This is a genomic window from Streptomyces sp. NPDC006624 (assembly GCF_040611555.1).
Lineage (GTDB): Bacteria > Actinomycetota > Actinomycetes > Streptomycetales > Streptomycetaceae > Streptomyces.
On record NZ_JBEXOM010000022.1, the window covers coordinates 1 to 22,417 of the forward strand.

Sequence of the window (22,417 nt, forward strand, 5' to 3'; positions counted from 1 at the left end):
GGTTACATTCCGAACCCGGAAGCTAAGCCTTACAGCGCCGATGGTACTGCAGGGGGGACCCTGTGGGAGAGTAGGACGCCGCCGAACAATTATTGGGAAAACCCCCGCATCTTATGATGCGGGGGTTTTCTGCGTTCTGGGCTCCCTTTCGGGAGCCGAATGGATGCTGGAAGGGCGATGCTTAAAGGCGGCCCGCTGCTTTCAACGCCAGGTAGGCGTCCGCCAGGGCCGGCGCCAAGTCGTCCGGGGTGGCGTCGACGACCGTGACGCCGTGGCGGCGGAGTTGTTCCGCCATGCGGTGGCGTTCGGACTGGGCCTGGGCCGCTGCCGCGGCCTCGTAGACGGCGTCGACGTTTCCCCGTGCCGTGGCCATCGCGGTGATGTGCGGGTCGGCGACCGAGGCCACCAGGACCGTGTGGCGTTGGGTGAGCTGGGTGAGGACCGGGAGGAGGCCCTCCTCGATCGGGGCCGCGTCCAGTGTGGTGAGCAGGACGATCAGGGAACGGCGGGGGGACGAGCGCAGTGCCGTGGCCGTGAGGCCCCTGGCGTCGGTTTCCACCAGCTCCGGCTCCAGCGTCGCCATCGCGTTGACCAGAGACGGAAGGACGTCGCCCGCGGAGCGGCCCTGGACGAGGGCGCGGATTCTGCGGTCGTAGGCGAGGAGGTCGACTCGGTCGCCGGCACGGGATGCGAGGGCCGCCAGGAGCAGGCCCGCGTCCATGGAGGCGTCGAGGCGGGGTGCGTCGCCGACCCGTCCCGCTGACGTGCGTCCGGTGTCGAGGACCAGGAGGATGTGGCGGTCGCGTTCGGGGCGCCAGGTGCGGACGGCGACGGCGGTCTGGCGGGCTGTGGCACGCCAGTCGATGGAGCGGGTGTCGTCGCCGGGGACGTACTCGCGCAGGCTGTCGAACTCGGTGCCTTCGCCTCGGGTGAGCACGCTGGTGCGGCCGTCCAGTTCGCGGAGACGGGCCAGCTTCGAGGGCAGGTGCTTGCGGCTGGTGAACGGCGGCAGGACACGTACCGTCCAGGGCACTTTGTGCGCGCCCTGGCGGGAGAAGAGGCCCAGGGGGCCGTAGGAGCGGACGGTGATGCGGTCCGCCTGGCGGTCGCCCCGGCGGGTGGGGCGCAGGCGGGTCGTGACGCGCCGGCGTTCGCCCGCGGGGACCGTGAGGCGGTGGCGGGACGCCGTGGTCTCCGTGCCCGGCTGCCAGCTGCTGGGGGGCCAGGCGTCGCGGAGGTGGCCGCGCAGGGGGCGGCGGGACGGGTTGGTGATCGTGAGGGTGACGTCGGCGGTCTCGCCCAGGCGTACGGAGGTGTCGCCGGAGCGTGTGAGACCCAGGCGGCGTACGGGGGCGGCCAGGGCGAAGTCGCAGGCGCAGGCCAGGGCCAAGGGGGCGTTGACCGCCAGGATGCCCGTCCAGCTGGGCTCCCAGATCCCGACGGGGAGGGAGCCCAGGGCCGCGAGGAGGGCCGCGCGTCCGGTGAGTGCCATCAGCGGGGGACGGGGACGTGGGCGAGGATCGCGTTGATGACGGAGTCGGCTGTCACGCCTTCCATTTCGGCCTCCGGGCGGAGCTGGACGCGGTGGCGGAGCGTGGGGAGGGCAAGGGCCTTCACGTCGTCGGGGATGACGTAGTCGCGGCCGGTCAGCCAGGCCCAGGCGCGGGCGGTGGCGAGGAGGGCCGTGGCGCCTCGGGGGGAGACGCCGAGGGTGAGGGACGGCGACTCGCGGGTGGCGCGGCAGATGTCGACGACGTAGGCGGTGATCTCGGGGGAGATCGTCGTCTTGGCGACGGCGGCGCGGGCAGCTTCCAGGTCGGCCGGTCCCGCTACGGGGCGTACGCCGGCGGCCTTGAGGTCGCGGGGGTTGAAGCCCTCGGAGTGGCGGGTGAGCACGTCGATCTCGTCCTGGCGGGAGGGGAGGGGGATGGTGAGTTTGAGGAGGAAGCGGTCCAGCTGGGCTTCCGGGAGGGGGTAGGTGCCCTCGTACTCGACCGGGTTCTGGGTCGCCGCGACCAGGAACGGGTCGGGGAGGAGGCGGGGGGTGCCGTCGACGGTGACCTGGCGTTCCTCCATGGCTTCCAGGAGGGAGGACTGGGTCTTCGGCGGGGTGCGGTTGATCTCGTCGGCCAGGAGGAGGTTGGTGAAGACCGGGCCGGGCTGGAAGGAGAACTCGGCGGTGCGGGTGTCGTAGACCAGGGAGCCCGTGACGTCGCTCGGCATGAGGTCGGGGGTGAACTGGACGCGCTTGGTGTCGAGTTCGAGGGCGGAGGCGAGGGCGCGGACCAGGAGGGTCTTGGCGACTCCGGGGACGCCTTCGAGCAGGACGTGGCCGCGGCAGAGCAGGGCGACGACGAGACCGGTCACGGCGGGGTCCTGGCCGACCACGGCCTTGGCGATCTCGGCGCGCAGGGCTTCCAGGGAGGCCCGGGCGGTGCCCGGGTCCCCGCTCTGCCCGGCGTTGTCAGTGGTCGGGTCCATCATGGACGGCGTACCTCTCTTTCGAGGGCGTCGAGTCGGTCGGCGAGTGCGATGAGTGCTGCGTCGTCGCTGGGCTGTGGTCCGAAGAGGAGTGCGTGCAGGTCCTGTCCTTCGCCGTTCAGGCGGGCGGACAGGGCGGGGAGCAGTGCCTCGGGCGAGTGCGCCTGGGTGACGGGGACGCCTACGAGGGGGGCGAGGCGGGTGCGCGTGGTGGAGCGGAGAGCGCCGGCGGCGCGGTCGCGGGCGTCGGCCTTGCGGTAGAGGCGTGCGCGGCCTTCGGCGGTCTCGGAGGCGCGGATCGCGACGGGGAGCTTCTCGGGCACCAGGGGGCCGAGTCGGCGTGCCCGCCACAGGGCGGCCAGGGCTGCGGCGATGAAGAGCTGCAGGGTGCCCCAGAGCCAGCCCGAGGGGAGCAGGTCGAAGAAGCCGCGTTCGTCGTCGGTGCCGGTGGCCGAGGTGTCGGAGAGCGAGGGGAGGTACCAGACCAGATGGGGGCGGGAGCCGAGGAGTTGGAGGGCGAGCGAGGCGTTGCCCTGCTCGTCGAGGCGGTCGTTGAGGAGGATGTCGGGGGCGCCGAGGACGACGGTGTCGCCGCCCCCTGTCTCGGCGGGGATGCGCAGCAGGGTTGCCAGACGCTCGCTGGGGTAGCAGGAGTCGGCGTCGAGGTGGGTGGTGGTGTAGCGGACGCCGCCCGTTTCGGCGGTGCCGGCGCGCTGCGCGGTGGGCAGGTCGCAGTCGGGGGCGAGCGCCGAGTCGAGGCTGATGGCGGGGTCGGCGGTGACGCCGGGTGCGAGCCGTTCGACGGAGGCGCTGCCGGAGGCGACCAGGACGGTGCGGCCGCCGGAGTCGGCGAACGCGTCGTGCAGCCGGGTCTGCTGACCGCGGGTCAGCAGGTCGGGGACGGCGACCAGGAGGGTGGTGTCCGGGCCGGTCGCGGTGGCTGCCTCGTCCAGGGTGGTGACGACGCGGGTGTCCACGCCGCGGTCGGCGAGCAGCTCGGCGACGGCGCGGCTGCCGTTGGGGTCGGCGGAGCGCGGGTCGAGTTCGCCGTGGCGGGCGTCGGAGCGGATCACGGCGATGGCGACGGCTCCGGCGAGGAGCACCACGAGGGCGAGCGCGATGCCGCGCGCGCGGGTCCACACCTGGCGGGCGGTGGGCGAGGCCGAGGTGGACGGGAGCGTGGCCTCGGTGGTCATTCGGCGGCTCCCTGGCGGGTGTGGGGGGCCGTGCTCGCGCTGCTCGTCGCGAGCTGGGGCTTGGTGCGTTCCAGATCGCGGTCGAGTTCCGCCATGCGGTGGTACGACTGCTCGGTCGCCGAGCGGCCGCCGTACGTGACGTCGTCGAAGTCGTGGGCGGCGGTGCGCAGCCGGTCCGTGTGGGCGGGGAGGGCGCGGCCGGCCTCCGCTGCGGCCTCGTCGGCGGTGCGGCCGGGGCGGACGTCGAGGAGCGCGCGTTCCTCGAGGGCGCGGACGAGGGCGCGCATGCGTTCCTGGACGGCCTGGTTCCAGTGCCCTTGGGCGGCGTGTGCCTCGGCGGCGGCGCGGTGGTCCGCGGCGCTGCGGGGGCGGTCGTCGAACAGGGCGGGGGACGAGGTGGGCCGGCGGCGGGGGGTGCCCAGGCGCCACCAGACGGCGGCCAGGACGGCGACGACGGCCAGGATGATGACGACGAGGCCGAGCGTGCCGCCGGGGGTGGCGGTGGAGGCGGAGTTGAGGAGTTTGCCGAGCCAGTCCCAGAAGGCGTCGAGGGCGCGCTGGACGAGGCTGGGGTCGTCCTCGTGGTACATCCGTTTGGACAACTCGCGCCGGGCCGCTTCCCGTGCGGGGTCGCGCGGGATGGTGAGGGGCGGCTCGTCCGCGGAGCGGGCCGGCGACAGCACGGAGGTGTCGCCGGCGCTCAGCAGCGTCCGTATGGTGGCGCGCGGCAGCGCCGTGGTGAGAGGTTCCCCCGCCGAACTCACCGCATCAGCTCCCCGGGGTGGTGCCGGGCGCGGCGGGGCCGTAGCCCTGGACTCCGGCGACGCGGGCCAGTTCGAGGTCGAGGGCCTCGCGGCGGATGCGCTGGTCGATGTAGAGGAGCACGGTGACGCCCGCCGTGATCGGGAACGTGATCATGGAGCCGATCACCGAGCCGATGCCGCTGACGATGAGGAACGTCCAGCCGAGGCTGCCGACGCCGCTGTCGAGCCAGCCGGTGAGGCCGTCGCCGCTGAGGGCCGCCGCGAGGAAGGTGAAGGGGATGACGATGATCGAGGCGACGACGTTCGCGATGATCGTGGCGAGCAGCTGGATGCCGAAGATCCGCCACCAGGTGCCCTGGACGAGCTTCGCGGAGCGGCTCATGGCCTTCTTGATGCCCTGCTTCTCCAGCATCAGCGCGGGCGAGGCGAGGGAGAAGCGGACCATCAGCCAGAGGGCGACGATGCCGGCGCCGATGACGCCCAGGACGGTGAGGGCGACGCCCGCTCCGCCGTTCACGGCGACGCCGACGAGGATGCCGGGCAGGGTGCCGACGGTGACGAGTCCGGCGGTGATGAGCAGCAGCAGGCAGATGAGGCCGAACAGCCGGGGGATCTGAGGGCGGGCGTCGCGCCAGGCCTCGCCGATGGTCACCGGCTTGCCGAGCACGGCACGGCTGGTGACGGTCGTGAGCAGGGCGGTGGCGATGACCGTGCCGACCAGGGAGATCACGAAGATGACGGTGGAGTTGAGCAGGGCGTCGCTCATGGCGCGGCTCAGCTCGCTGAGGGTGGCGCTGGGGTCGTTGAGGGCCTCGGTGCTGGAGTCGTCGAGGACGAGCCCCTGGAACAGCACGACGATGATCTCGGTGAGGACCGCGACGGTCAGCGCGATGCCCAGGACCGTGCGCCAGTAGGTGCGCATGGTGGAGACCGCGCCGTCGAGGATCTCGCCCACGCCGAGCGGGCGCAGCGGGATCACGCCGGGCTTGGCGGCGGGCGGCGGGCCGCCCCAGCCGCCTCCCCAGCCGCCGTGCGGAGCGGGGCCGCCGGGCCGGCCGTAGCCGCCGGGGCCTCCGGGTCCGTAGCCGCCGGGGGGCTGGTTGCCCCAGCCGGGGCCGGGCGGCGGGGGCGGGGGTGCCTGGCCGGGGACGGCCGGGCCGCCGGGGGCGCTGGGGGCGGACCACTGGGCCGGTGGCGGCTGCTCCTTGGACCACTGCGGGCCGGTGCCCTGCGGGGTCTGGCCGGCCTGGCCAGGCTGGTCCGCGGGGCCGGGGCGGTCTGCGGGCTCGGCAGGGCCGGACGCGTCAGGCTTCTGCCCGTCGGACGGGGCGGATCCGGGCGAGGCCCAGCCCGGAGTGTCGTTCATCATCGCTCCTTCACGGTGCCCGTCCGCGGTCGCGGCGGCAGGTTGGCAGCCATCGTGCCATGGGGTGGTCTTGGTGTGACCGGCCGCGGTACGGCGTGCGTACCTTCAATTGTCCGCCGGATAGGGGGCAGACTGACGGCATGGCTGATCAGTACGCGTACAGCGGCGAGGACAAGCGGCCGATCGAGATCCCGGCGATCCGTTGGGAGGAACCGCCGGAAGGCCCGGTTCTGGTCCTGCTCGACCAGACCAGACTGCCGGCAGAGGAAGTCGAGCTGGTCTGCACGGACGCGCCCGCGCTCGTGGAGGCGATCCGCTCGCTGGCCGTGCGCGGGGCGCCGCTGCTCGGGATCGCGGGCGCCTACGGTGTCGCGCTCGCCGCCATGCGCGGGTTCGACGTGAACGACGCCGCGTCCGCGCTGGCGAGCGCCCGTCCGACCGCGGTGAACCTGGCCGTCGGGGTACGCCGGGCGCAGGCGGCTCATGAGGCTGTGCTCGCCGAGGGCGGTGACGTCCGGCAGGCGGCAGCGGCCGCGCTGGCCGCGGCGCGGCAGCTGCACCGGGAGGACGCCGAGGCCAGTGCGCGGATGGCCGAGCACGGGCTGGCGCTGCTGGACGAGCTGATGCCCGGCGGCGGGCACCGGATCCTCACCCACTGCAACACCGGTGCGCTGGTGTCGGGCGGGGAGGGGACGGCGTTCGCGGTGGCGCTCGCGGCGCACCGGGTGGGCCGGCTGCGGCGGTTGTGGGTGGACGAGACGCGTCCGCTGCTGCAGGGCGCGCGGCTGACGGCGTACGAGGCGGCGCGCAGCGGGATGGGGTACACGCTGCTCACGGACAACGCGGCGGGGTCGCTGTTCGCCGCCGGCGAGGTGGACGCGGTGCTGATCGGCGCGGACCGGATCACGGCGGACGGCTCGGTGGCGAACAAGGTGGGGAGTTATCCGCTGGCGGTGCTGGCGCGGTACCACCATGTGCCGTTCATCGTGGTGGCACCGGTGACGACGGTCGACCTGGACACGCCCGACGGCGCGTCCGTCGAGGTCGAGCAGCGGCCCGGGCACGAGGTGACCGAGCTGGTGGCGCCGCAGGCTCCGGTGGCCGGTGCCGAGGCGGGAGGGGGGATCCAGGTGGCGCCGCTGGGGACGCAGGCGTACAACCCGGCGTTCGACATCACCCCGCCCGAGCTGGTCACGGCGATCGTGACGGAGGAGGGGGTCGTGTCCCCGGTGACGGCCGAGGCGCTCGCCGAGGTGTGTGCGCGGTCGCGCTCGGCATCGAGGAGCTGAGCTCGGCTTCGGCGTCCTGAACCGACCGGGCCGTTCGGGGGGTCTCCGCTTCCGCGGCTTCGCTCCCCGGGGCTCCGGCTGCCCGCTCGTCGTTCCGTCCGTCGGTGGATGGTGCCCGGCTGCCGGTGCGTGATGCCCGGGTGCCGGCGGGTGGTGCCCGTCCGGCGGTGGAGGGTGCGCCCGCCCGTTGCTGGGTGGTGCCGTCCGGCGGTGGAGCGCCCGTGCGCTGGTGGTGCCGTTCGCGGTCCTCGGCGGGTGCGTACCCGTCGTCGAGATCATCGGCCGGGCGGGCGAGGGCAGACAGTGGCGCTTGCTGCGACTATGGTCACTGGCCGGTGACCTACCTCACCACTGCCTTCGCCACCGTTATGAGAATGGGATGATGTCGTTTATGAAGGGACGAGTCCTTGTCGTCGACGACGACACCGCACTGGCCGAGATGCTCGGCATTGTGCTGCGTGGTGAGGGTTTCGAGCCGTCTTTCGTTGCCGACGGCGACAAGGCGCTGGCCGCCTTCCGTGAGGCCAAGCCCGATCTGGTGCTCCTCGACCTGATGCTGCCCGGCAGGGACGGCATCGAGGTGTGCCGTCTGATCAGGGCGGAGTCCGGGGTGCCGATCGTGATGCTGACGGCGAAGAGCGACACGGTCGACGTCGTCGTGGGCCTGGAGTCGGGCGCGGACGACTACATCGTGAAGCCGTTCAAGCCGAAGGAGCTGGTGGCCCGGATCCGGGCGCGGCTGAGGAGGTCGGAGGAGCCGGCTCCGGAGCAGCTCGCCATCGGTGACCTGGTCATCGACGTGGCGGGGCACTCCGTGAAGCGGGACGGGCAGTCGATCGCGCTGACGCCGCTGGAGTTCGACCTGCTGGTCGCGCTGGCGCGCAAGCCGTGGCAGGTGTTCACGCGTGAGGTGCTGCTGGAGCAGGTCTGGGGCTACCGGCACGCGGCGGACACGCGGCTGGTGAACGTGCATGTGCAGCGGCTGCGCTCCAAGGTCGAGAAGGACCCGGAGAAGCCGGAGATCGTGGTGACCGTCCGTGGTGTCGGGTACAAGGCAGGACCGAGCTGACATGCCCGGCGACAGTGCCGCTTCGGCGCCCGGCCGGTCCGGGGGCCGCCCGGGGCGGCCTGTCGGGCGCAAGGGGTCCGGCTCGCGATGGGGACGGTTCCTGGAGAGCGGGCTGCTGCTCCAGGGCGGTGTCCAGGGCAGCCCGGTCATCCGCCTGCTCATGCGGTGGATACGGCGGCCGCTGCTGCCCGTCATGCGGCTGTGGCGGCGCAACATCCAGCTCAAGGTCGTCGTCACGACGCTGCTGATGTCGCTGGGCGTGGTGCTGCTGCTCGGTTTCGTCGTCATCGGGCAGGTGCGCAACGGGCTGCTGGACGCGAAGGTGAAGGCGTCCCAGAGCCAGGCCGCGGGCGGGTTCGCGGTGGCCAAGCAGCGGGCCGACGAGGCGGCGAGCGGCAGCGGCGACGACGTCGCGACGGCGGACGGCCGTCCCGCGCAGAACGTCATCCAGTGGATGAGTGACCTGGTCTCCTCACTGTCCAGCGGCGGCCAGGGCGCCTTCGACGTGGTCACGCTCCCGGCCTCCGACGCGGACGGCACCGGGGGACGCGGACCGCGCGCTTCGGGCGAGGTGAACTGGAGCACGAGCGTCCCCACCGATCTGCGCGACCGTGTCGGCAGCAGTACGACGGCCGCCCAGAGCTACACCCGCATCACCTACAACAGCGCCACCAAGGACTCCCAGCCGGGCCTGGTCATCGGCAAGCAGGTCAACGACCCCAACGGTGACCCGTACCAGCTGTACTACCTCTTCCCGCTGACGCAGGAGGAGAAGTCGCTGAGCCTGGTCAAGGGCACGCTGGCGACGGCCGGACTGTTCGTCGTCGTGCTGCTCGGGGCGATCGCCTGGCTCGTCGTACGGCAGGTCGTCACGCCGGTGCGGATGGCCGCGGGGATCGCCGAGCGGCTGTCGGCCGGGCGGCTGCAGGAGCGGATGAAGGTCACCGGCGAGGACGACATCGCGCGGCTCGGCGAGGCCTTCAACAAGATGGCGCAGAACCTCCAGCTGAAGATCAGCCAGCTCGAGGACCTGTCGCGGATGCAGCGCCGGTTCGTGTCGGACGTGTCGCACGAGCTGCGTACGCCGCTGACGACCGTGCGGATGGCCGCCGACGTCATCCACGAGGCGCGCGAGGACTTCGACCCGGTGACCGCGCGGTCGGCGGAGCTGCTCGCCGACCAGCTGGACCGGTTCGAGTCGCTGCTCGCGGACCTGCTGGAGATCAGCCGGTTCGACGCGGGTGCGGCGGCGCTGGAGGCGGAGCCGATCGACCTCAGGGACGTCGTCCGGCGGGTGGTCAGCGGGGCCGAGCCGCTCGCGGAGCGCAAGGGCACGCGGATCAGGGTCCTGGGCGACCAGCAGCCCGTCGTCGCCGAGGCCGACGCCCGGCGCGTGGAGCGGGTGCTGCGCAACCTCGTCGTCAACGCCGTCGAGCACGGCGAGGGCAAGGACGTCGTGGTCAGGCTCGCCGCGGCCGGCGGTGCCGTCGCCGTCGCGGTGCGGGACTACGGGGTCGGGCTCAAGCCGGGGGAGGCGACCCGGGTCTTCAGCCGTTTCTGGCGGGCCGACCCGGCACGCGCGCGTACCACCGGCGGTACGGGTCTGGGGCTGTCCATCGCCCTGGAGGACGCGCGGCTGCACGGCGGCTGGCTCCAGGCGTGGGGCGAGCCGGGCGGCGGCTCGCAGTTCCGGCTGACCCTGCCCAGGACCGCGGACGAGCCGCTGCGGGGCTCGCCGATACCCCTGGAGCCGAAGGACTCGCGGCGGAACCGGGGGCTCGACGACGCCGGGCTGCCGAGCGGCGGCGGGGACGGCGAGAAGCGGGCGACCGTACCGGCGCAGTCGGCGAACGGGCAGGCGCCCGCCGCGTCGCACCGGGACCCGATACCGCCGAGGGCCGGTGCGTCGGCTCCCACCGCCGATCCGACGGCGATGCCCGGCAACGGCGCTCGTGTGGTGCCGCGCCCGGCTTCGGGCAACCGGCGGCAGGACGACCCGGAGGCGGCGGCCGGGCCGGCGCGTGACGCGGGCACGAGTGCGAGTGCGAGCGCGCTGACGGGGGCGGGCGGCAACGGCGTGATGAGCGGGAGAGGCTCCGACGGACCCGCCGCCTCCGTCGGTTCCGCGGGATCCACGGGATCCACGGCGACCGACAAACCGACAGTGACCGGCCAATCGTCAGTGACGGACGGATCCACGGTGCCGCCCGGACACACGGTGCCGCCCGGACATACGGTGTCCGCCGGGCCCGTCGTCTCGGTCGGGAGCGGTGTGGCGAGTGGCCCGGCGCGGAGCGAGGCCCGCGGTCCTGTCGTGGGCGGGCCGCGGGGAGCGGAGCGGGACGACGCCGCCGCGCCGCCCGGTGGGGAGACCGGGCCGGGAGAGGCGAACAGGCAAGGGGAGGGATCTCGTGGGCGCTGACCGCGAGGGGCGCGGCCGGCGCAGGCCCGCGCGTGTGATGACGTACGCCGCCGGTGGTGTGCTGGTGCTGGCGGGGTGCGCCTCGATGCCGGACAGCGGCGATCTGCGCGATGTGGAGTCCACCCCGCGCCAGGAGACGCAGGTGCGGGTGTTCGCCGTGCCGCCGGGGGAGGACGCGGCGCCCTCGGAGATCGTGCAGGGCTTCCTGGAGGCGCTCACCAGCGACGATCCGCACTACAAGACCGCCCGCCAGTACCTGACGGGCGAGGCGGCGAAGACCTGGCGGCCGGAGCTGTCCACCACGGTGCTCACGGACGGGCCGGGTGCCAAGCCGGAGAGCACGGGCGGCGGTGAGGACACCCGCCAGATCTCGTTCCGGCTGACCGGCACCAAGGTGGCCACCGTGGACGCGCGGCAGGCGTACGCGCCGGCGACCGGGCCGTACGGCAGGACCGTGCATCTGAAGCAGGACGAGAAGAGCGGGCAGTGGCGGATCGACGCGCTGCCGCAGGGCGTCCTCATCGGTCAGTCGGACTTCCAGCGCAACTACATGTCGGTCAGCAAGTACTACTTCGCCTCGAACTCGGTGGCGGCCGGGACGGACTCCCAGCCGACGGCGGTCGCGGACCCCGTGTACGTGCGGCGGCGCGTGGAGCCCATGACACAGATGGTGCGCTCCCTGCTCAGCGGGCCCACGCGGTGGCTCAACCCCGTGGTGCGCTCCAGCTTCCCGACCGGCACGGCGCTGGCGAAAGACGCCGGAGCCCTCACGCCCGACGACCGGAACCGGCTGACGGTCCCGCTCAACGACAAGGCCGCGGGCATCGGCGCCAACCGCTGCGACGAGATGGCCGCACAGCTGCTGTTCACGCTGCGCACCCTCAGTCCCGCGGTGGACGAGGTCGAGCTGCGGGCCGGCGGGACGGAGCTCTGCACGCTCACGCAGGACGCGGCCGACGCGGCGGCCGTCCGCAGCTCCGCGCGCCATCCCGACTACCTGTACTTCCTCGACGGCAAGGACCGTCTCGTACGGCTCCCCGCCGGCAGCGACGACAGTGAGGCGGACCCGGCGCCGGGAGCGCTGGGCGAGGGCGAGACGGCACTGCGGTCGGTGGCGGTCTCGCGCGACGAGCGCAGCGCCGCAGGCGTCAGCCTCGACGGCCGCTCGCTGTACGTGGGCTCGCTGGTCTCGGGCGGGTCGCTCGGGGAGCCGGTGCTGCGCAGCCAGGGCGGGAGCGAGGCGGAGCGGCTGACGACGCCGAGCTGGGACGCGGAGGACGGCCTGTGGGTGGCCGACCGTGACCCCGACCGTCCGCGGCTGCTGCTGCTCGAGGAGGGCAAGGGCGAGCCGGTGGAGGTCCGGACGCCGTCCCTGGACGGGCGGATCCAGTCCGTACGGGTGGCCGCCGACGGCGTGCGGATCGCGCTGGTGGTGGAGAAGGACGGCAAGAAGACCCTGCTGGTCGGGCTGATCGAGCGGGACGGGAAGCCGGGCGAGGAGCCGGCCGTCCGGGTGGTCGAACTGCGCTCCGCGACACCGGAGTTGGAGGAGGTCACGGCCATGTCGTGGGCCGGGGACAGCCGGCTCGTGGTGGTCGGGCGCGAGCACGGGGGCGTGCAGCAGATGCGCTACGTGCAGGTCGACGGCTCCACTCCGGACGTACCGGCGCCCGCGGCCCTGACCGGCGTCAAGGACGTCACCGCCGCCGACGACGACGAGCTGCCGCTGGTGGCGTACTCGGTGGACGGGATCGTCCGGCTGCCCTCGGGGGCGCAGTGGCAGAAGGTGACGAAGGGGACGGCGCCGGTCTATCCGGGGTGAGCGGTGCGGTGACCGGCAGGCGCCCCCGGTTGTCCACAGGCGGTTTTCCACAGGGGTGGCAGGGCCGTGGCCGGGGCGTCACAGTGGTGTCCATGCGGGGGTGGTGGCAGGACTTCGCCGACCTGGTGCTGCCGGGTGAGTGCGGCGGCTGCGGGGCGCCTCGTGCGGTGCTGTGCGCCCGGTGCCGCGCGGTGCTGGACGGGGCCGGTGTGCGGCGCGTCCGGCCGGTGCCCGAGCCGCCCGGGCTGCCCGTGGTGCACGCGGCGGCCCGGTACGCGGACGAGGTCCGGGCGACGCTCCTGGCCCACAAGGAACGGGGTGCTCTGGCTCTGGCCGGTCCACTGGGCGCGGCGCTGGCGGGAGCCGTGCGGGCGGGGCTCCGGGGAGCGTGGTCACCGGGCGGGCAGCGGTGGTCCCGGCGGGCCGGGGACACCGTGCTGCTCGTGCCCGTGCCGTCCGGGCGGCGCGCCGTACGGGCCCGGGGGCATGACCCGGCGCGGCGGATCGCCCTCGCGGCGGCGGCCGAGCTGCGGCGCGGCGGGGTTCCGGCCCGGGTGCTCGGCGTGCTGCGGCAGCGGCGGGCCGTCTTTGACCAGTCGGGGCTCAACTCCCGTCAGCGACTGGACAATCTCGCGGGCGCGCTGGCGGTGGTGCCCGGTGGCGCCGGGCTGCTGACGGCGGGACCGGTCGTCCTCGTCGACGACGTGATGACCACGGGGGCGTCCCTGGCGGAGGCCGCGCGGGCCGTGCGTGCGGTCGCCCTCGGGCAACCGATGCCGTACGGGGTGCCGCACGGGGTGCCGCACGGGGTGCCGTACGGACCGCGATCGGGGCTGATTTCCCACGCTCGGAGGACTATGGCCGTGTACGGGGGAGAGACGTGGGAAAGCAGAGAGGAACAGTACGTCGGAACAAGGCGGGAGAGGACGGGCCGGCGGCCCGGCAGGCAGGGAATGGCGGGCGCTGACGGCGCCGCCGGAGTCGGCGACGTGGTGTGCGCGGCAGTGGTCGCGGCGCCACCGGACTCTTTCGAAATAAACCGGAACTGACTGAGATCTTGTGTCGTTGCAGGTAATGAGAGGGCCTTTTCACCGGAACGGAGGTACGCCGCAGTAGAGGGTGACGACATCCGTCCGGGCGAGATATGTTCGGTTCAGAGGGAAAGCCGCAGGCCACACCTCTTAAATCCGAATGCCGTACTGCGGGTTTTCGTTCATCACTCGCGACGGTGGAGTGGAGATCTCGCCCTCGGGGGAGGAGGTGGAAGTCACCGAGTCCGAGGTTCCGGGACACCCCGGGACCTGGTGCAAAAGGGAGATGCTCCGCACCGCAGCGGAGCGATCCGGGAACGGAGTTCTGCGTGGACATCGTCGTCAAGGGCCGCAAGACCGAGGTGCCCGAGCGGTTCCGGAAGCACGTGGCCGAGAAGCTGAAGCTGGAGAAGATCCAGAAGCTCGATGGCAAGGTGATCAGCCTCGACGTCGAGGTGTCCAAGGAGCCCAACCCCCGACAGGCCGACCGTTGTGACCGAGTGGAGATCACGCTCCGCTCCCGCGGTCCGGTGATCCGGGCGGAGGCAGCGGCGAGCGATCCGTACGCGGCGCTCGACCTGGCGGCGGAAAAGCTGGAAGCCCGGCTGCGCAGGCAGCACGACAAGCGGTTCTCGCGCCGTGGTGCGCGCCGGATCCCGGCCGCGGAGGTCGCCGACCACGTCCCGGGCGTGGCGACGCTCAACGGGAACGGCGAGGCGGTCCCCGCTCACGAGGAGGAGCCGGAGGCGGCCGTCCCCACGAAGAAGATCGGCTCGCTGGAAGTACAGGGTGACGGCCCCATCGTCGTCCGTGAGAAGACCCACGTCGCAGCGCCCATGACCCTCGACCAGGCTCTCTACGAGATGGAGCTGGTCGGGCACGACTTCTACCTGTTCGTCGACTCCGAGACCAAGGAACCGAGTGTCGTCTACCGACGGCACGCCTACGACTACGGCGTGATCCACCTCCGGACGGACACGATGGTCACACAGGCGCACTCCCCCGAGGCGGGCGGTGCGCTCGGCGGCTGACCGTGCCGGTTGATAGCGGAGAAGGTGCCCCTGGAGCGCGTGTGCGCCCCCAGGGGCACCCCTGTGCGACCACTTCGCGCCCCGCTCCGTCACCCCGGCGCCGTCCGGGCATGAAATCATGGCGGCCACGGCCCAACCGGTGGGTCGTTGCTCTGGGTTGGCGATGGCTCAGGACCTCAGGCCACAGCCTTCAGGGGGAGGAACGATGGCGGACAGCTTCGGACCGATGCGTGACGGGGATGCCGACGACGGCGTCGTCGGCACCGGCCCGGACTCGGGGACTCCACGCAAGGAACCGATCAGAGTCCTCGTGGTGGACGACCACGCCCTGTTCCGCCGCGGTTTGGAGATCGTGCTCGCCGCCGAGGAGGACATCCAGGTCGTCGGGGAGGCGGGCGACGGTGCCGAGGCCGTCGAGAAGGCCGCCGACCTGCTGCCCGACATCGTCCTGATGGACGTGCGGATGCCCAAGCGGGGCGGGATCGAGGCGTGCACCTCCATCAAGGAGGTGGCGCCCAGCGCGAAGATCATCATGCTGACGATCAGCGACGAGGAAGCCGATCTCTACGACGCCATCAAGGCAGGAGCGACCGGTTATCTCCTCAAGGAGATCTCCACGGACGAGGTGGCCACCGCCATTCGGGCCGTCGCCGACGGGCAGTCGCAGATCAGCCCGTCCATGGCGTCGAAACTGCTCACCGAGTTCAAGTCGATGATCCAGCGCACCGACGAGCGCCGGCTGGTGCCCGCACCGCGCCTGACGGACCGCGAGCTGGAAGTCCTCAAGCTCGTGGCGACGGGGATGAACAACCGAGATATCGCCAAGGAGTTGTTCATCTCCGAGAACACCGTGAAGAACCATGTGCGCAACATCCTGGAGAAGCTGCAGCTGCACTCCAGGATGGAGGCCGTGGTGTACGCGATGCGGGAGAAGATCCTCGAGATCCGCTGACGGCCGGGCGTCCGGCCGGCAGCGGCATCCGGGGCGTCCCGGGCGTCAGGCGGTCGCGCGGGCCGGTTCCGTCAGCCGGTCGCGCGGGCCAGTTCGCTCACGAGCGGCTCGCGCAGATCGGGTGCGTCGACCCGTTCCACGCGGACATCCGTGCAGTCCACCCAGGTCGCCGCCTCGACGAGGGCCTGTGCGACGGCCGGGACCGCCTTCGGGCCGTCGAGCGTGACCTGGCGGGCCACCAGTGTGCGCCCCTCGCGGGCCGGGTCCACCCGGCCGACGAGCCGGCCGCCGGCCAGGACCGGCATCGCGAAGTAGCCGTGGATCCGCTTCTGTTTGGGCACGTAGGCCTCCAGGCGGTGCGTGAAGCCGAAGATCCGCTCAGTTCGGGCCCGCTCCCAGATCAGGGAGTCGAAGGGGGACAGGAGTGTGGTGCGGTGACGGCCGCGCGGAGTCGTCTCCAGGGCGGCGGGGTCGGCCCAGGCGGGCTTGCCCCAGCCCTCCACCGTGACCGGGACCAGACCGGAGTCGGCGATCACCGCGTCGACCTGCTCCGCCTTGAGGCGGTGGTAGTCGGCGATGTCCGCACGGGTGCCCACGCCCAGGGACTGGCCCGCCAGACGGACCAGTCGGCGCAGGCACTCCCTGTCGTCCAGCTCGTCGTGCAGCAGCGCCTCCGGGATCGCGCGCTCGGCGAGGTCGTAGAGGCGCTTCCAGCCGCGGCGCTCCACGCAGACGACCTCGCCGTACATCAGGGCGCGTTCGACGGCGACCTTGGAACCCGACCAGTCCCACCAGTCGTTCGTCTTCTTCGCGCCGCCCAACTCGGTCGCGGTGAGGGGGCCTTCGGCGCGGAGCTGCTTGATGACCTGGTCGTAGGTGCCGTCGGGGAGCTCCTGGTTCCAGTGCGGGCGGTCGCGGTAGGCGCGCCGGCGGAAGGCGAAGTGGGGCCACTCCTCGATGGGCAGGATGCAGGCGGCGTGCGACCAGTACTCGAAGGCGTGGGGTCGCGCCGGAGGCGTGCCGGGGATCGCAGGCTTCCAGTAGGCGTCCTCGACCGTCTTGCGGCCCACCGCGCCCAGGCGGGCGTACGGCACGAGTTCGTGCGAGCGGGCCAGGACCGAGATCGTGTCGAGCTGTATCGCGCCCAGGTGGCGGAGGACGCCGCGGACGCCGGAGCGGCGGTCGGGGGCGCCGAGGAAGCCCTGGGCGCGCAGCGCGATTCTGCGGGCCTCGTCTGCGGAGAGATCTGCCGTGGGGTGCGGGGTGGTCATGGTTCCGCACGATAGGGGGTGGGACTGACAACGGGGGGTGACCTGCGGGATTCGCCGAGCAGCCGCCGTCAGGCCGGTGCCGGCAGGTACGGGGCCGTCGACGGGAGGCCCAGGTCCGACGGGAGCAGCGAACCCACCCAGGTGTCCCGGCGTACTCCGTTGTTGTTCGTCGCCGAGCGCAGCGTGCCCTCGATCGTGAAGCCCGCCCGTTCCGCCACCGCGCGCGACCCGTGGTTCCCCACCTCCGCGCGCCATTCGACGCGGTCGATCGCGGCGTGGACGAAGGCCCAGCGGCAGACGGTGAGGGTGGCCTCGGTGATGTGGCCGCGGGCGCGGTGCTCCTTCGCGGCCCAGAAGCCGACCTCCCCCATGCCGAGCCCGCGCAGGGTGATGCCGAGCATGCCCGCGAGTTCTCCGGAGTGCAGGAAGACGCCGAAGGTGAACATCGACCCGTCCGCCCAGCCGTCCGGAGCCACCTGTTCCGTGAAGCTCCGGGCGTGCTCGCGCAGATAGGGCGAGGGGATCGTGGTCCAGCGCTGGATGTCGGGGTCCTGACAGGCGTCGTACACCGCGTCGGTGTCCTGGGGGCCTACCGGGCGCAGCAGGAGGCGGTCCGTGGTGAGGGTGACGGGGTCCATCGGCCGATTCTGCTCGGCGCACGTGCGGGACCGCCATCCGTTTGTCAGGACCGACCGGCCGGGAACGACCGAGGGTGAGGTGCGGTCACGCTTTGTGCAATTCGGTGGAAGGGTGCGGCACTATCCGAAGGGCTCGGACGTTGTCCCCTTCGAAGCAGACGTGAAACAGAATCGAAGCAGCGGACGGTGCCGTCACGGCAGGCCCTCCCGGCGCGGCGGGGTCCTCGCATACGATGGCCGTTGCTCAGTAAGTCAAGTGGTAACCGACCGTCCCAGGCCCGACCGGCAAGGAGACCAACCCCCGTGTCCGTCCTCTCGAAGATCATGCGTGCAGGCGAAGGCAAGATCCTGCGCAAGCTGCACCGCATCGCGGACCAGGTCAACTCCATCGAAGAGGACTTCGTCGACCTCTCCGACGCCGAGCTGCGGGCCCTCACCGATGAGTACAAGCAGCGCTACGCCGACGGAGAGAGCCTCGACGACCTGCTGCCCGAGGCGTTCGCCACCGTCCGCGAGGCCGCCAAGCGCGTCCTCGGCCAGCGTCACTACGACGTGCAGATGATGGGCGGCGCCGCCCTGCACATGGGCTACGTGGCGGAGATGAAGACCGGTGAGGGCAAGACCCTTGTGGGCACGCTGCCGGCGTATCTGAACGCCCTGTCCGGCGAGGGCGTTCACATCATCACGGTGAACGACTACCTGGCCGAGCGCGACTCCGAGATGATGGGCCGCGTCCACCGCTTCCTGGGCCTGACCGTGGGCTGCATCCTCGCCAACATGACGCCGGCTCAGCGCCGCGAGCAGTACGCCTGCGACATCACGTACGGCACGAACAACGAGTTCGGCTTCGACTACCTGCGCGACAACATGGCGTGGTCCAAGGACGAGCTCGTCCAGCGCGGCCACAACTTCGCCATCGTCGACGAGGTCGACTCCATCCTCATCGACGAGGCCCGTACGCCGCTGATCATCTCCGGTCCGGCCGACCAGGCGACCAAGTGGTACGGCGACTTCGCCAAGCTCGTCAAGCGCCTCAAGCGCGGCGAGGCCGGCCAGCCGCTCAAGGGCCTCGAGGAGACCGGCGACTACGACGTCGACGAGAAGAAGCGCACGGTCGCCATCCACGAGTCCGGTGTCGCCAAGGTCGAGGACTGGCTGGGCATCGACAACCTCTACGAGTCGGTGAACACCCCGCTGGTGGGCTACCTGAACAACGCCATCAAGGCCAAGGAGCTCTTCAAGAAGGACAAGGACTACGTCATCATCGACGACGAGGTCATGATCGTCGACGAGCACACCGGACGTATCCTCGCGGGCCGCCGTTACAACGAGGGCATGCACCAGGCGATCGAGGCGAAGGAAGGGGTGCCGATCAAGGACGAGAACCAGACGCTCGCCACGATCACCCTCCAGAACTTCTTCCGCCTGTACAAGCGCCACGACCACAGCGGCAAGGAACAGCCGGGCCTGTGCGGCATGACCGGTACGGCCATGACCGAGGCCGCCGAGTTCCACCAGATCTACAAGCTCGGCGTGGTGCCGATCCCGACCAACCGGCCGATGGTCCGCAAGGACCAGTCGGACCTGATCTACCGGACCGAGGTCGCCAAGTTCGAGGCGGTCGTCGACGACATCGAGGAGAAGCACCGCAAGGGCCAGCCGATCCTCGTCGGCACGACGTCCGTCGAGAAGTCCGAGTACCTCTCGCAGCAGCTCAGCAAGCGCGGCATCCAGCACGAGGTGCTGAACGCCAAGCACCACGAGCGCGAGGCGCAGATCGTCGCCCAGGCCGGCCGCAAGGGCAGTGTCACGGTGGCCACCAACATGGCCGGCCGCGGTACGGACATCAAGCTCGGCGGCAACCCCGAGGACCTCGCCGAGGCGGAGCTGCGCCAGCGCGGCCTCGACCCCGAGGAGCACATCGAGGAGTGGGCGCACGCCCTGCCCGAGGCGCTGCAGCGGGCCGAGAAGGCCGTCCAGGCGGAGAAGGACGAGGTCGAGAAGCTCGGCGGTCTCTACGTGCTGGGCACCGAGCGGCACGAGTCGCGGCGGATCGACAACCAGCTGCGCGGTCGTTCCGGCCGTCAGGGCGACCCGGGCGAGTCGCGTTTCTACCTCTCCCTCGGTGACGACCTGATGCGGCTGTTCAAGGCGCAGATGGTCGAGCGTGTGATGTCCATGGCGAACGTGCCGGACGACGTGCCGATCGAGAACAAGATGGTCACGCGCGCGATCGCCTCAGCCCAGTCGCAGGTCGAGCAGCAGAACTTCGAGACGCGCAAGAACGTCCTGAAGTACGACGAGGTCCTCAACCGCCAGCGTGAGGTCATCTACGGCGAGCGCCGCCGCGTCCTGGAGGGCGAGGACCTGCACGAGCAGGTGCAGCACTTCATGGACGACACCATCGACGCGTACGTCCAGGCCGAGACCGCCGAGGGCTTCCCGGAGGACTGGGACCTCGACCGGCTGTGGGGCGCGTTCAAGCAGCTCTACCCGTGCAAGGTCACGATCGAGGAACTGGAGGAGGCGGCCGGCGACCGGGCCGGTCTGACGGCCGAGTTCATCGGCGACTCCATCAAGGACGACATCCACGAGCAGTACCAGGCGCGTGAGGAGCAGCTCGGCTCCGAGATCATGCGTGAGCTGGAGCGCCGGGTCGTGCTGTCGGTCCTCGACCGCAAGTGGCGCGAGCACCTCTACGAGATGGACTACCTCCAGGAGGGCATCGGCCTGCGGGCGATGGCCCAGAAGGACCCGCTGGTCGAGTACCAGCGCGAGGGCTTCGACATGTTCACCGCGATGATGGAGGGCATCAAGGAGGAGTCCGTCGGCTACCTGTTCAACCTGGAGGTCCAGGTCGAGCAGCAGGTCGAGGAGGTCCCCGTCGAGGACGCCAAGCCGGTGGCCGACCTGGAGAAGCACGACGCGGTGCCCGCGCAGGCCGGTGCCCGTCCGGAGATCCGTGCCAAGGGGCTCGACGTCCCGCAGCGGCGCAACCTCCACTTCTCCGCGCCGACGGTCGACGGCGAGGGCGGCACGATCGAGGGCGACTTCGCCACCGACGACGAGCCGGTGCGTTCCGAGGCCGACGGCCTCACCCGCGCGGAGCGCCGCAAGCAGGCGCGAAGCCGCGGGCGTCGCAAGAAGTGACGGCCGGCGAAGCGTCGTAGCGGCTTGAAGGGAAGGGCCGGGCACCTTGAGGGTGCCCGGCCCTTCGGCTTGCCGTGCCCGGGCGGCCGCGGGGTCAGTCGTCGTCCGCGCGCGGACGACGCGGGCCGCCCAGCTCGACCGCTGTGCAGCGCCAGCGGAGGTCCTGGCCGAGTTCCAGACGGAAGGCCATGGCGCGCAGCCGGTCTCCGGCGCCGATGCGGGCGAAGGCCTCGATGGCGCCCGGGCGGGGTTCGAAGTAGCCGATGTCCCGGACGACGGGGCGGGCGCCGCGGGTGCGCAGGGGGCCGCGTTCGGCCAGCCGGGCCAGTTCGTCGTAGGCGCGTCCGCGGGTGTGGCGCAGCATCGAGTGCACGGGCCGGTGGCCGCTCAGGACGGCGACGAGGAGATCGGCGAACCGGTCGGTGGGCAGCGGGTGGTACAGCGGGCGGCGCGGGGTCTGGGACGGGACGCGGGGGCCGGTCTCGGGCGTCACCGGGGTGCGGGTGTCCGCCGGGGCCGGGGCGCTGCCGCGGACCGTCCTGCGCGCTGCTGAGCGCGTGCCCGCAAGGGTCGGCGGGCGGGTGTCGGCGGGACGGCTCTGGCCACGCCTGGCGCGGGCGGCCCCCGGAGGACGATCACCGGCCGCCGGCATGCGACGCCCGCCGCCGGGGATGCGGGGCGGGGTGGTGCTGCTCCCGGTCCGGCGTGCGGTGGCCGGGTCCTGAGCGGGGTGAGGGTTGTTCTTCGCCTGCCGGGTGGTGAGGGTGGCCTGGGCGGGTGGGGTCGAGCTGCCCGTCCGGCGTGCGGTGATGGCCTGCTCGGCGGGTGTCGTGGTGCTGGTGGCTCCCTGACCCAGTGCCGTGGTGCTGGTGGCCCGCTGGGCGGTGGCTGCGCCTCGGGTGGGTGAGGCGGGGCTGTTCGCCTGGTGGGCGGGGGTGGCCTCCTGGGCCGGTGTCGTGGTGCTGGTGGCCTCCTGGCCCGATGGTGCGGTGCTGGTCGCCCGCTGGGCGGACGCTGCACCCCGGGCCGGCTGCGCCGTGCCGTTCGTCCCGCGGAGCAGGCGGGCGTGGTGTGCCCTGGTCATGACCTTGCGCATGGGGGTCCCCGTTCGTGGGCCGGACGCGGAGGTCCGGTCGGTACCGATGAGTAACTTCGGTCGGGGATCTTGTACGGGGTCGAGGGGGGCCGGAGCAAGGAAGGCGGCGCCGGGTCGCAGGGGCCGGAAACTTCACCTATCCGGGTGATGAAGGAGGACAACGCCCTGGACAGGCGGGGTGGGGTGGGTGAATTTCCGGACCGGAGTGGACGTCTTCGGGGCCATGGGGCGGGACTCGAAAGGGGACGTCCCGCACGTATCCTGAAGACCTCTCCGGAGCCCTCCGACCACGAGACGACCACGAAAGCGGCCAGCCCATGCGTGTCTACGTGCCCCTGACCCTCCCCGGTCTCGCCGAGGCGTACAAGACGGGGGAACTGGGCGCCGGGCCGTTCGTCGCGTACGCCGTGACGCCCGGGCTGCGCGAGTGGTACCTCTCCGAGGACACCGAGGAACTGGAGTACGCGGCGCTGAGCCGGGCCGCCCTCGCCTCGCTGCGGCTGCTCGCGGCCGATCCGCAGGCGCCGCGGCGCCGGGTCGTGGTCGCCGTGGACGTGCCCGACCGGGCCGCGAGCGCGGACCCCGACCGCGGACTCGACCCGGCGGCGCTGGGCGAGGTCCGGGTCTCGGGCGCCGTGGCGCTGTCCAAGGCCGCGTCCGTGCACGTGGACGCGGTGGACGCGGAGGCCGACGTGACGGCCGCGGCCGACGCGCTGCCGGCGGCGGACGGCGGGGACGACGACGCCCAGTTCGTGGTGGACGGGGCCGAGGACCACGAACTGCTGTGGTACGCCACGCAGGAGATCCCGAACCTGGTGGGCCGCGGGGACTGAGCGTCC

At 72.1% G+C, this 22,417-nt stretch carries 17 protein-coding genes and 1 rRNA gene; 10 read left to right on the plus strand and 8 right to left on the minus strand.

What is annotated here, in order from left to right:
* Positions 1-87 (plus strand): 5S ribosomal RNA (rrf, locus tag ABZY20_RS30625); the annotation flags it as partial.
* Between the two features lie 94 nt (positions 88-181).
* On the opposite strand, the gene ABZY20_RS30630 is transcribed toward rrf, so the two are convergent.
* The 5 genes from ABZY20_RS30630 to ABZY20_RS30650 are packed head-to-tail and all read right to left on the minus strand — an operon-like array spanning position 182 to position 5,807.
* Positions 182-1,492, minus strand: a complete 1,311-nt coding sequence (locus ABZY20_RS30630) for a DUF58 domain-containing protein (RefSeq protein WP_356445668.1) — start codon at positions 1,490-1,492, stop codon at positions 182-184.
* Positions 1,492-2,481: a MoxR family ATPase gene (locus ABZY20_RS30635; protein ID WP_356445836.1), complete on the minus strand. Its 990-nt coding sequence runs from the start codon at positions 2,479-2,481 to the stop codon at positions 1,492-1,494. The genes ABZY20_RS30630 and ABZY20_RS30635 overlap by 1 nt, the downstream gene beginning before the upstream one ends.
* Positions 2,481-3,677, minus strand: coding sequence for a DUF4350 domain-containing protein (locus ABZY20_RS30640; protein WP_356445670.1), 1,197 nt, complete (start codon positions 3,675-3,677; stop codon positions 2,481-2,483). Before ABZY20_RS30640 ends, ABZY20_RS30635 begins: the two co-directional genes overlap by 1 nt.
* Positions 3,674-4,441 (minus strand): DUF4129 domain-containing protein, encoded by a 768-nt coding sequence (locus ABZY20_RS30645; RefSeq protein WP_356445672.1) that lies wholly within the window; start codon positions 4,439-4,441, stop codon positions 3,674-3,676. The genes ABZY20_RS30640 and ABZY20_RS30645 overlap by 4 nt, the downstream gene beginning before the upstream one ends.
* 4 nt (positions 4,442-4,445) lie before the next feature.
* Positions 4,446-5,807 carry a glycerophosphoryl diester phosphodiesterase membrane domain-containing protein gene (locus ABZY20_RS30650; protein WP_356445838.1) on the minus strand — a complete coding sequence of 454 codons (1,362 nt, stop codon included), beginning with the start codon at positions 5,805-5,807 and terminating at the stop codon, positions 4,446-4,448.
* Between the two features lie 140 nt (positions 5,808-5,947).
* On the opposite strand from ABZY20_RS30650, the gene mtnA reads away from it, so the two are divergent.
* From mtnA to ABZY20_RS30685, 7 genes are all read left to right on the plus strand, one after another.
* Complete coding sequence (mtnA, locus tag ABZY20_RS30655) at positions 5,948-7,096, plus strand: S-methyl-5-thioribose-1-phosphate isomerase (protein ID WP_356445674.1); 1,149 nt, start codon at positions 5,948-5,950, stop codon at positions 7,094-7,096.
* A gap of 379 nt (positions 7,097-7,475) precedes the next feature.
* Positions 7,476-8,165 carry a two-component system response regulator MtrA gene (gene mtrA, locus ABZY20_RS30660; RefSeq protein WP_009188938.1) on the plus strand — a complete coding sequence of 230 codons (690 nt, stop codon included), beginning with the start codon at positions 7,476-7,478 and terminating at the stop codon, positions 8,163-8,165.
* A 1-nt stretch (position 8,166) separates the two neighbouring features.
* On the plus strand, positions 8,167-10,587 hold the full coding sequence (mtrB, locus tag ABZY20_RS30665) for an MtrAB system histidine kinase MtrB (protein ID WP_356445676.1): 2,421 nt from the start codon (positions 8,167-8,169) through the stop codon (positions 10,585-10,587).
* The gene (locus ABZY20_RS30670; RefSeq protein ID WP_356445678.1) at positions 10,577-12,409 is read left to right on the plus strand and encodes an LpqB family beta-propeller domain-containing protein; all 1,833 of its coding nucleotides are present in this window, start codon (positions 10,577-10,579) and stop codon (positions 12,407-12,409) included. Before mtrB ends, ABZY20_RS30670 begins: the two co-directional genes overlap by 11 nt.
* Positions 12,410-12,501: 92 nt before the next feature.
* Positions 12,502-13,458 carry a ComF family protein gene (locus ABZY20_RS30675; RefSeq protein WP_356445680.1) on the plus strand — a complete coding sequence of 319 codons (957 nt, stop codon included), beginning with the start codon at positions 12,502-12,504 and terminating at the stop codon, positions 13,456-13,458.
* A gap of 311 nt (positions 13,459-13,769) precedes the next feature.
* Positions 13,770-14,471 (plus strand): ribosome-associated translation inhibitor RaiA, encoded by a 702-nt coding sequence (gene raiA / locus ABZY20_RS30680; protein ID WP_356445682.1) that lies wholly within the window; start codon positions 13,770-13,772, stop codon positions 14,469-14,471.
* Between the two features lie 205 nt (positions 14,472-14,676).
* Positions 14,677-15,423, plus strand: a complete 747-nt coding sequence (locus tag ABZY20_RS30685) for a response regulator transcription factor (RefSeq protein ID WP_356445684.1) — start codon at positions 14,677-14,679, stop codon at positions 15,421-15,423.
* A 71-nt stretch (positions 15,424-15,494) separates the two neighbouring features.
* On the opposite strand, the gene ABZY20_RS30690 is transcribed toward ABZY20_RS30685, so the two are convergent.
* Complete coding sequence (locus ABZY20_RS30690) at positions 15,495-16,694, minus strand: crosslink repair DNA glycosylase YcaQ family protein (protein WP_356445686.1); 1,200 nt, start codon at positions 16,692-16,694, stop codon at positions 15,495-15,497.
* 68 nt (positions 16,695-16,762) lie between these two features.
* The gene (locus ABZY20_RS30695; RefSeq protein WP_356445688.1) at positions 16,763-17,332 is read right to left on the minus strand and encodes a GNAT family N-acetyltransferase; all 570 of its coding nucleotides are present in this window, start codon (positions 17,330-17,332) and stop codon (positions 16,763-16,765) included.
* Between the two features lie 303 nt (positions 17,333-17,635).
* Here ABZY20_RS30695 and secA point away from each other — a divergent pair, with 303 nt between their 5' ends.
* Entirely contained in the window at positions 17,636-20,482 is a 2,847-nt protein-coding gene (secA, locus tag ABZY20_RS30700; protein ID WP_356445690.1) for a preprotein translocase subunit SecA, read from the plus strand.
* Positions 20,483-20,576: 94 nt separating this feature from the next.
* Here the strand turns inward: secA and ABZY20_RS30705 are convergent, their stop codons facing one another.
* A complete protein-coding gene (locus ABZY20_RS30705; protein ID WP_356445839.1) occupies positions 20,577-21,134 on the minus strand; it encodes an Rv3235 family protein in 558 nt (185 codons plus the stop codon).
* Between the two features lie 761 nt (positions 21,135-21,895).
* On the opposite strand from ABZY20_RS30705, the gene ABZY20_RS30710 reads away from it, so the two are divergent.
* Positions 21,896-22,411: a hypothetical protein gene (locus ABZY20_RS30710; protein WP_356445692.1), complete on the plus strand. Its 516-nt coding sequence runs from the start codon at positions 21,896-21,898 to the stop codon at positions 22,409-22,411.
* Positions 22,412-22,417 lie beyond the last annotated feature (6 nt).

Excerpts from the sequence above, each read along its gene's own strand:
- ABZY20_RS30630 (WP_356445668.1), bottom strand. The coding sequence starts at position 1,492 with ATGGCACTCACCGGACGCGCGGCCCTCCTCGCGGCCCTGGGCTCCCTC.
- ABZY20_RS30635 (WP_356445836.1), bottom strand. The coding sequence starts at position 2,481 with ATGGACCCGACCACTGACAACGCCGGGCAGAGCGGGGACCCGGGCACC.
- ABZY20_RS30640 (WP_356445670.1), bottom strand. The coding sequence starts at position 3,677 with ATGACCACCGAGGCCACGCTCCCGTCCACCTCGGCCTCGCCCACCGCC.
- ABZY20_RS30650 (WP_356445838.1), bottom strand. The coding sequence starts at position 5,807 with ATGAACGACACTCCGGGCTGGGCCTCGCCCGGATCCGCCCCGTCCGAC.
- mtnA (WP_356445674.1), top strand. The coding sequence starts at position 5,948 with ATGGCTGATCAGTACGCGTACAGCGGCGAGGACAAGCGGCCGATCGAG.
- mtrA (WP_009188938.1), top strand. The coding sequence starts at position 7,476 with ATGATGTCGTTTATGAAGGGACGAGTCCTTGTCGTCGACGACGACACC.
- mtrB (WP_356445676.1), top strand. The coding sequence starts at position 8,167 with ATGCCCGGCGACAGTGCCGCTTCGGCGCCCGGCCGGTCCGGGGGCCGC.
- ABZY20_RS30675 (WP_356445680.1), top strand. The coding sequence starts at position 12,502 with ATGCGGGGGTGGTGGCAGGACTTCGCCGACCTGGTGCTGCCGGGTGAG.
- ABZY20_RS30685 (WP_356445684.1), top strand. The coding sequence starts at position 14,677 with ATGGCGGACAGCTTCGGACCGATGCGTGACGGGGATGCCGACGACGGC.
- ABZY20_RS30690 (WP_356445686.1), bottom strand. The coding sequence starts at position 16,694 with ATGACCACCCCGCACCCCACGGCAGATCTCTCCGCAGACGAGGCCCGC.
- ABZY20_RS30695 (WP_356445688.1), bottom strand. The coding sequence starts at position 17,332 with ATGGACCCCGTCACCCTCACCACGGACCGCCTCCTGCTGCGCCCGGTA.
- ABZY20_RS30705 (WP_356445839.1), bottom strand. The coding sequence starts at position 21,134 with ATGCCGGCGGCCGGTGATCGTCCTCCGGGGGCCGCCCGCGCCAGGCGT.
- ABZY20_RS30710 (WP_356445692.1), top strand. The coding sequence starts at position 21,896 with ATGCGTGTCTACGTGCCCCTGACCCTCCCCGGTCTCGCCGAGGCGTAC.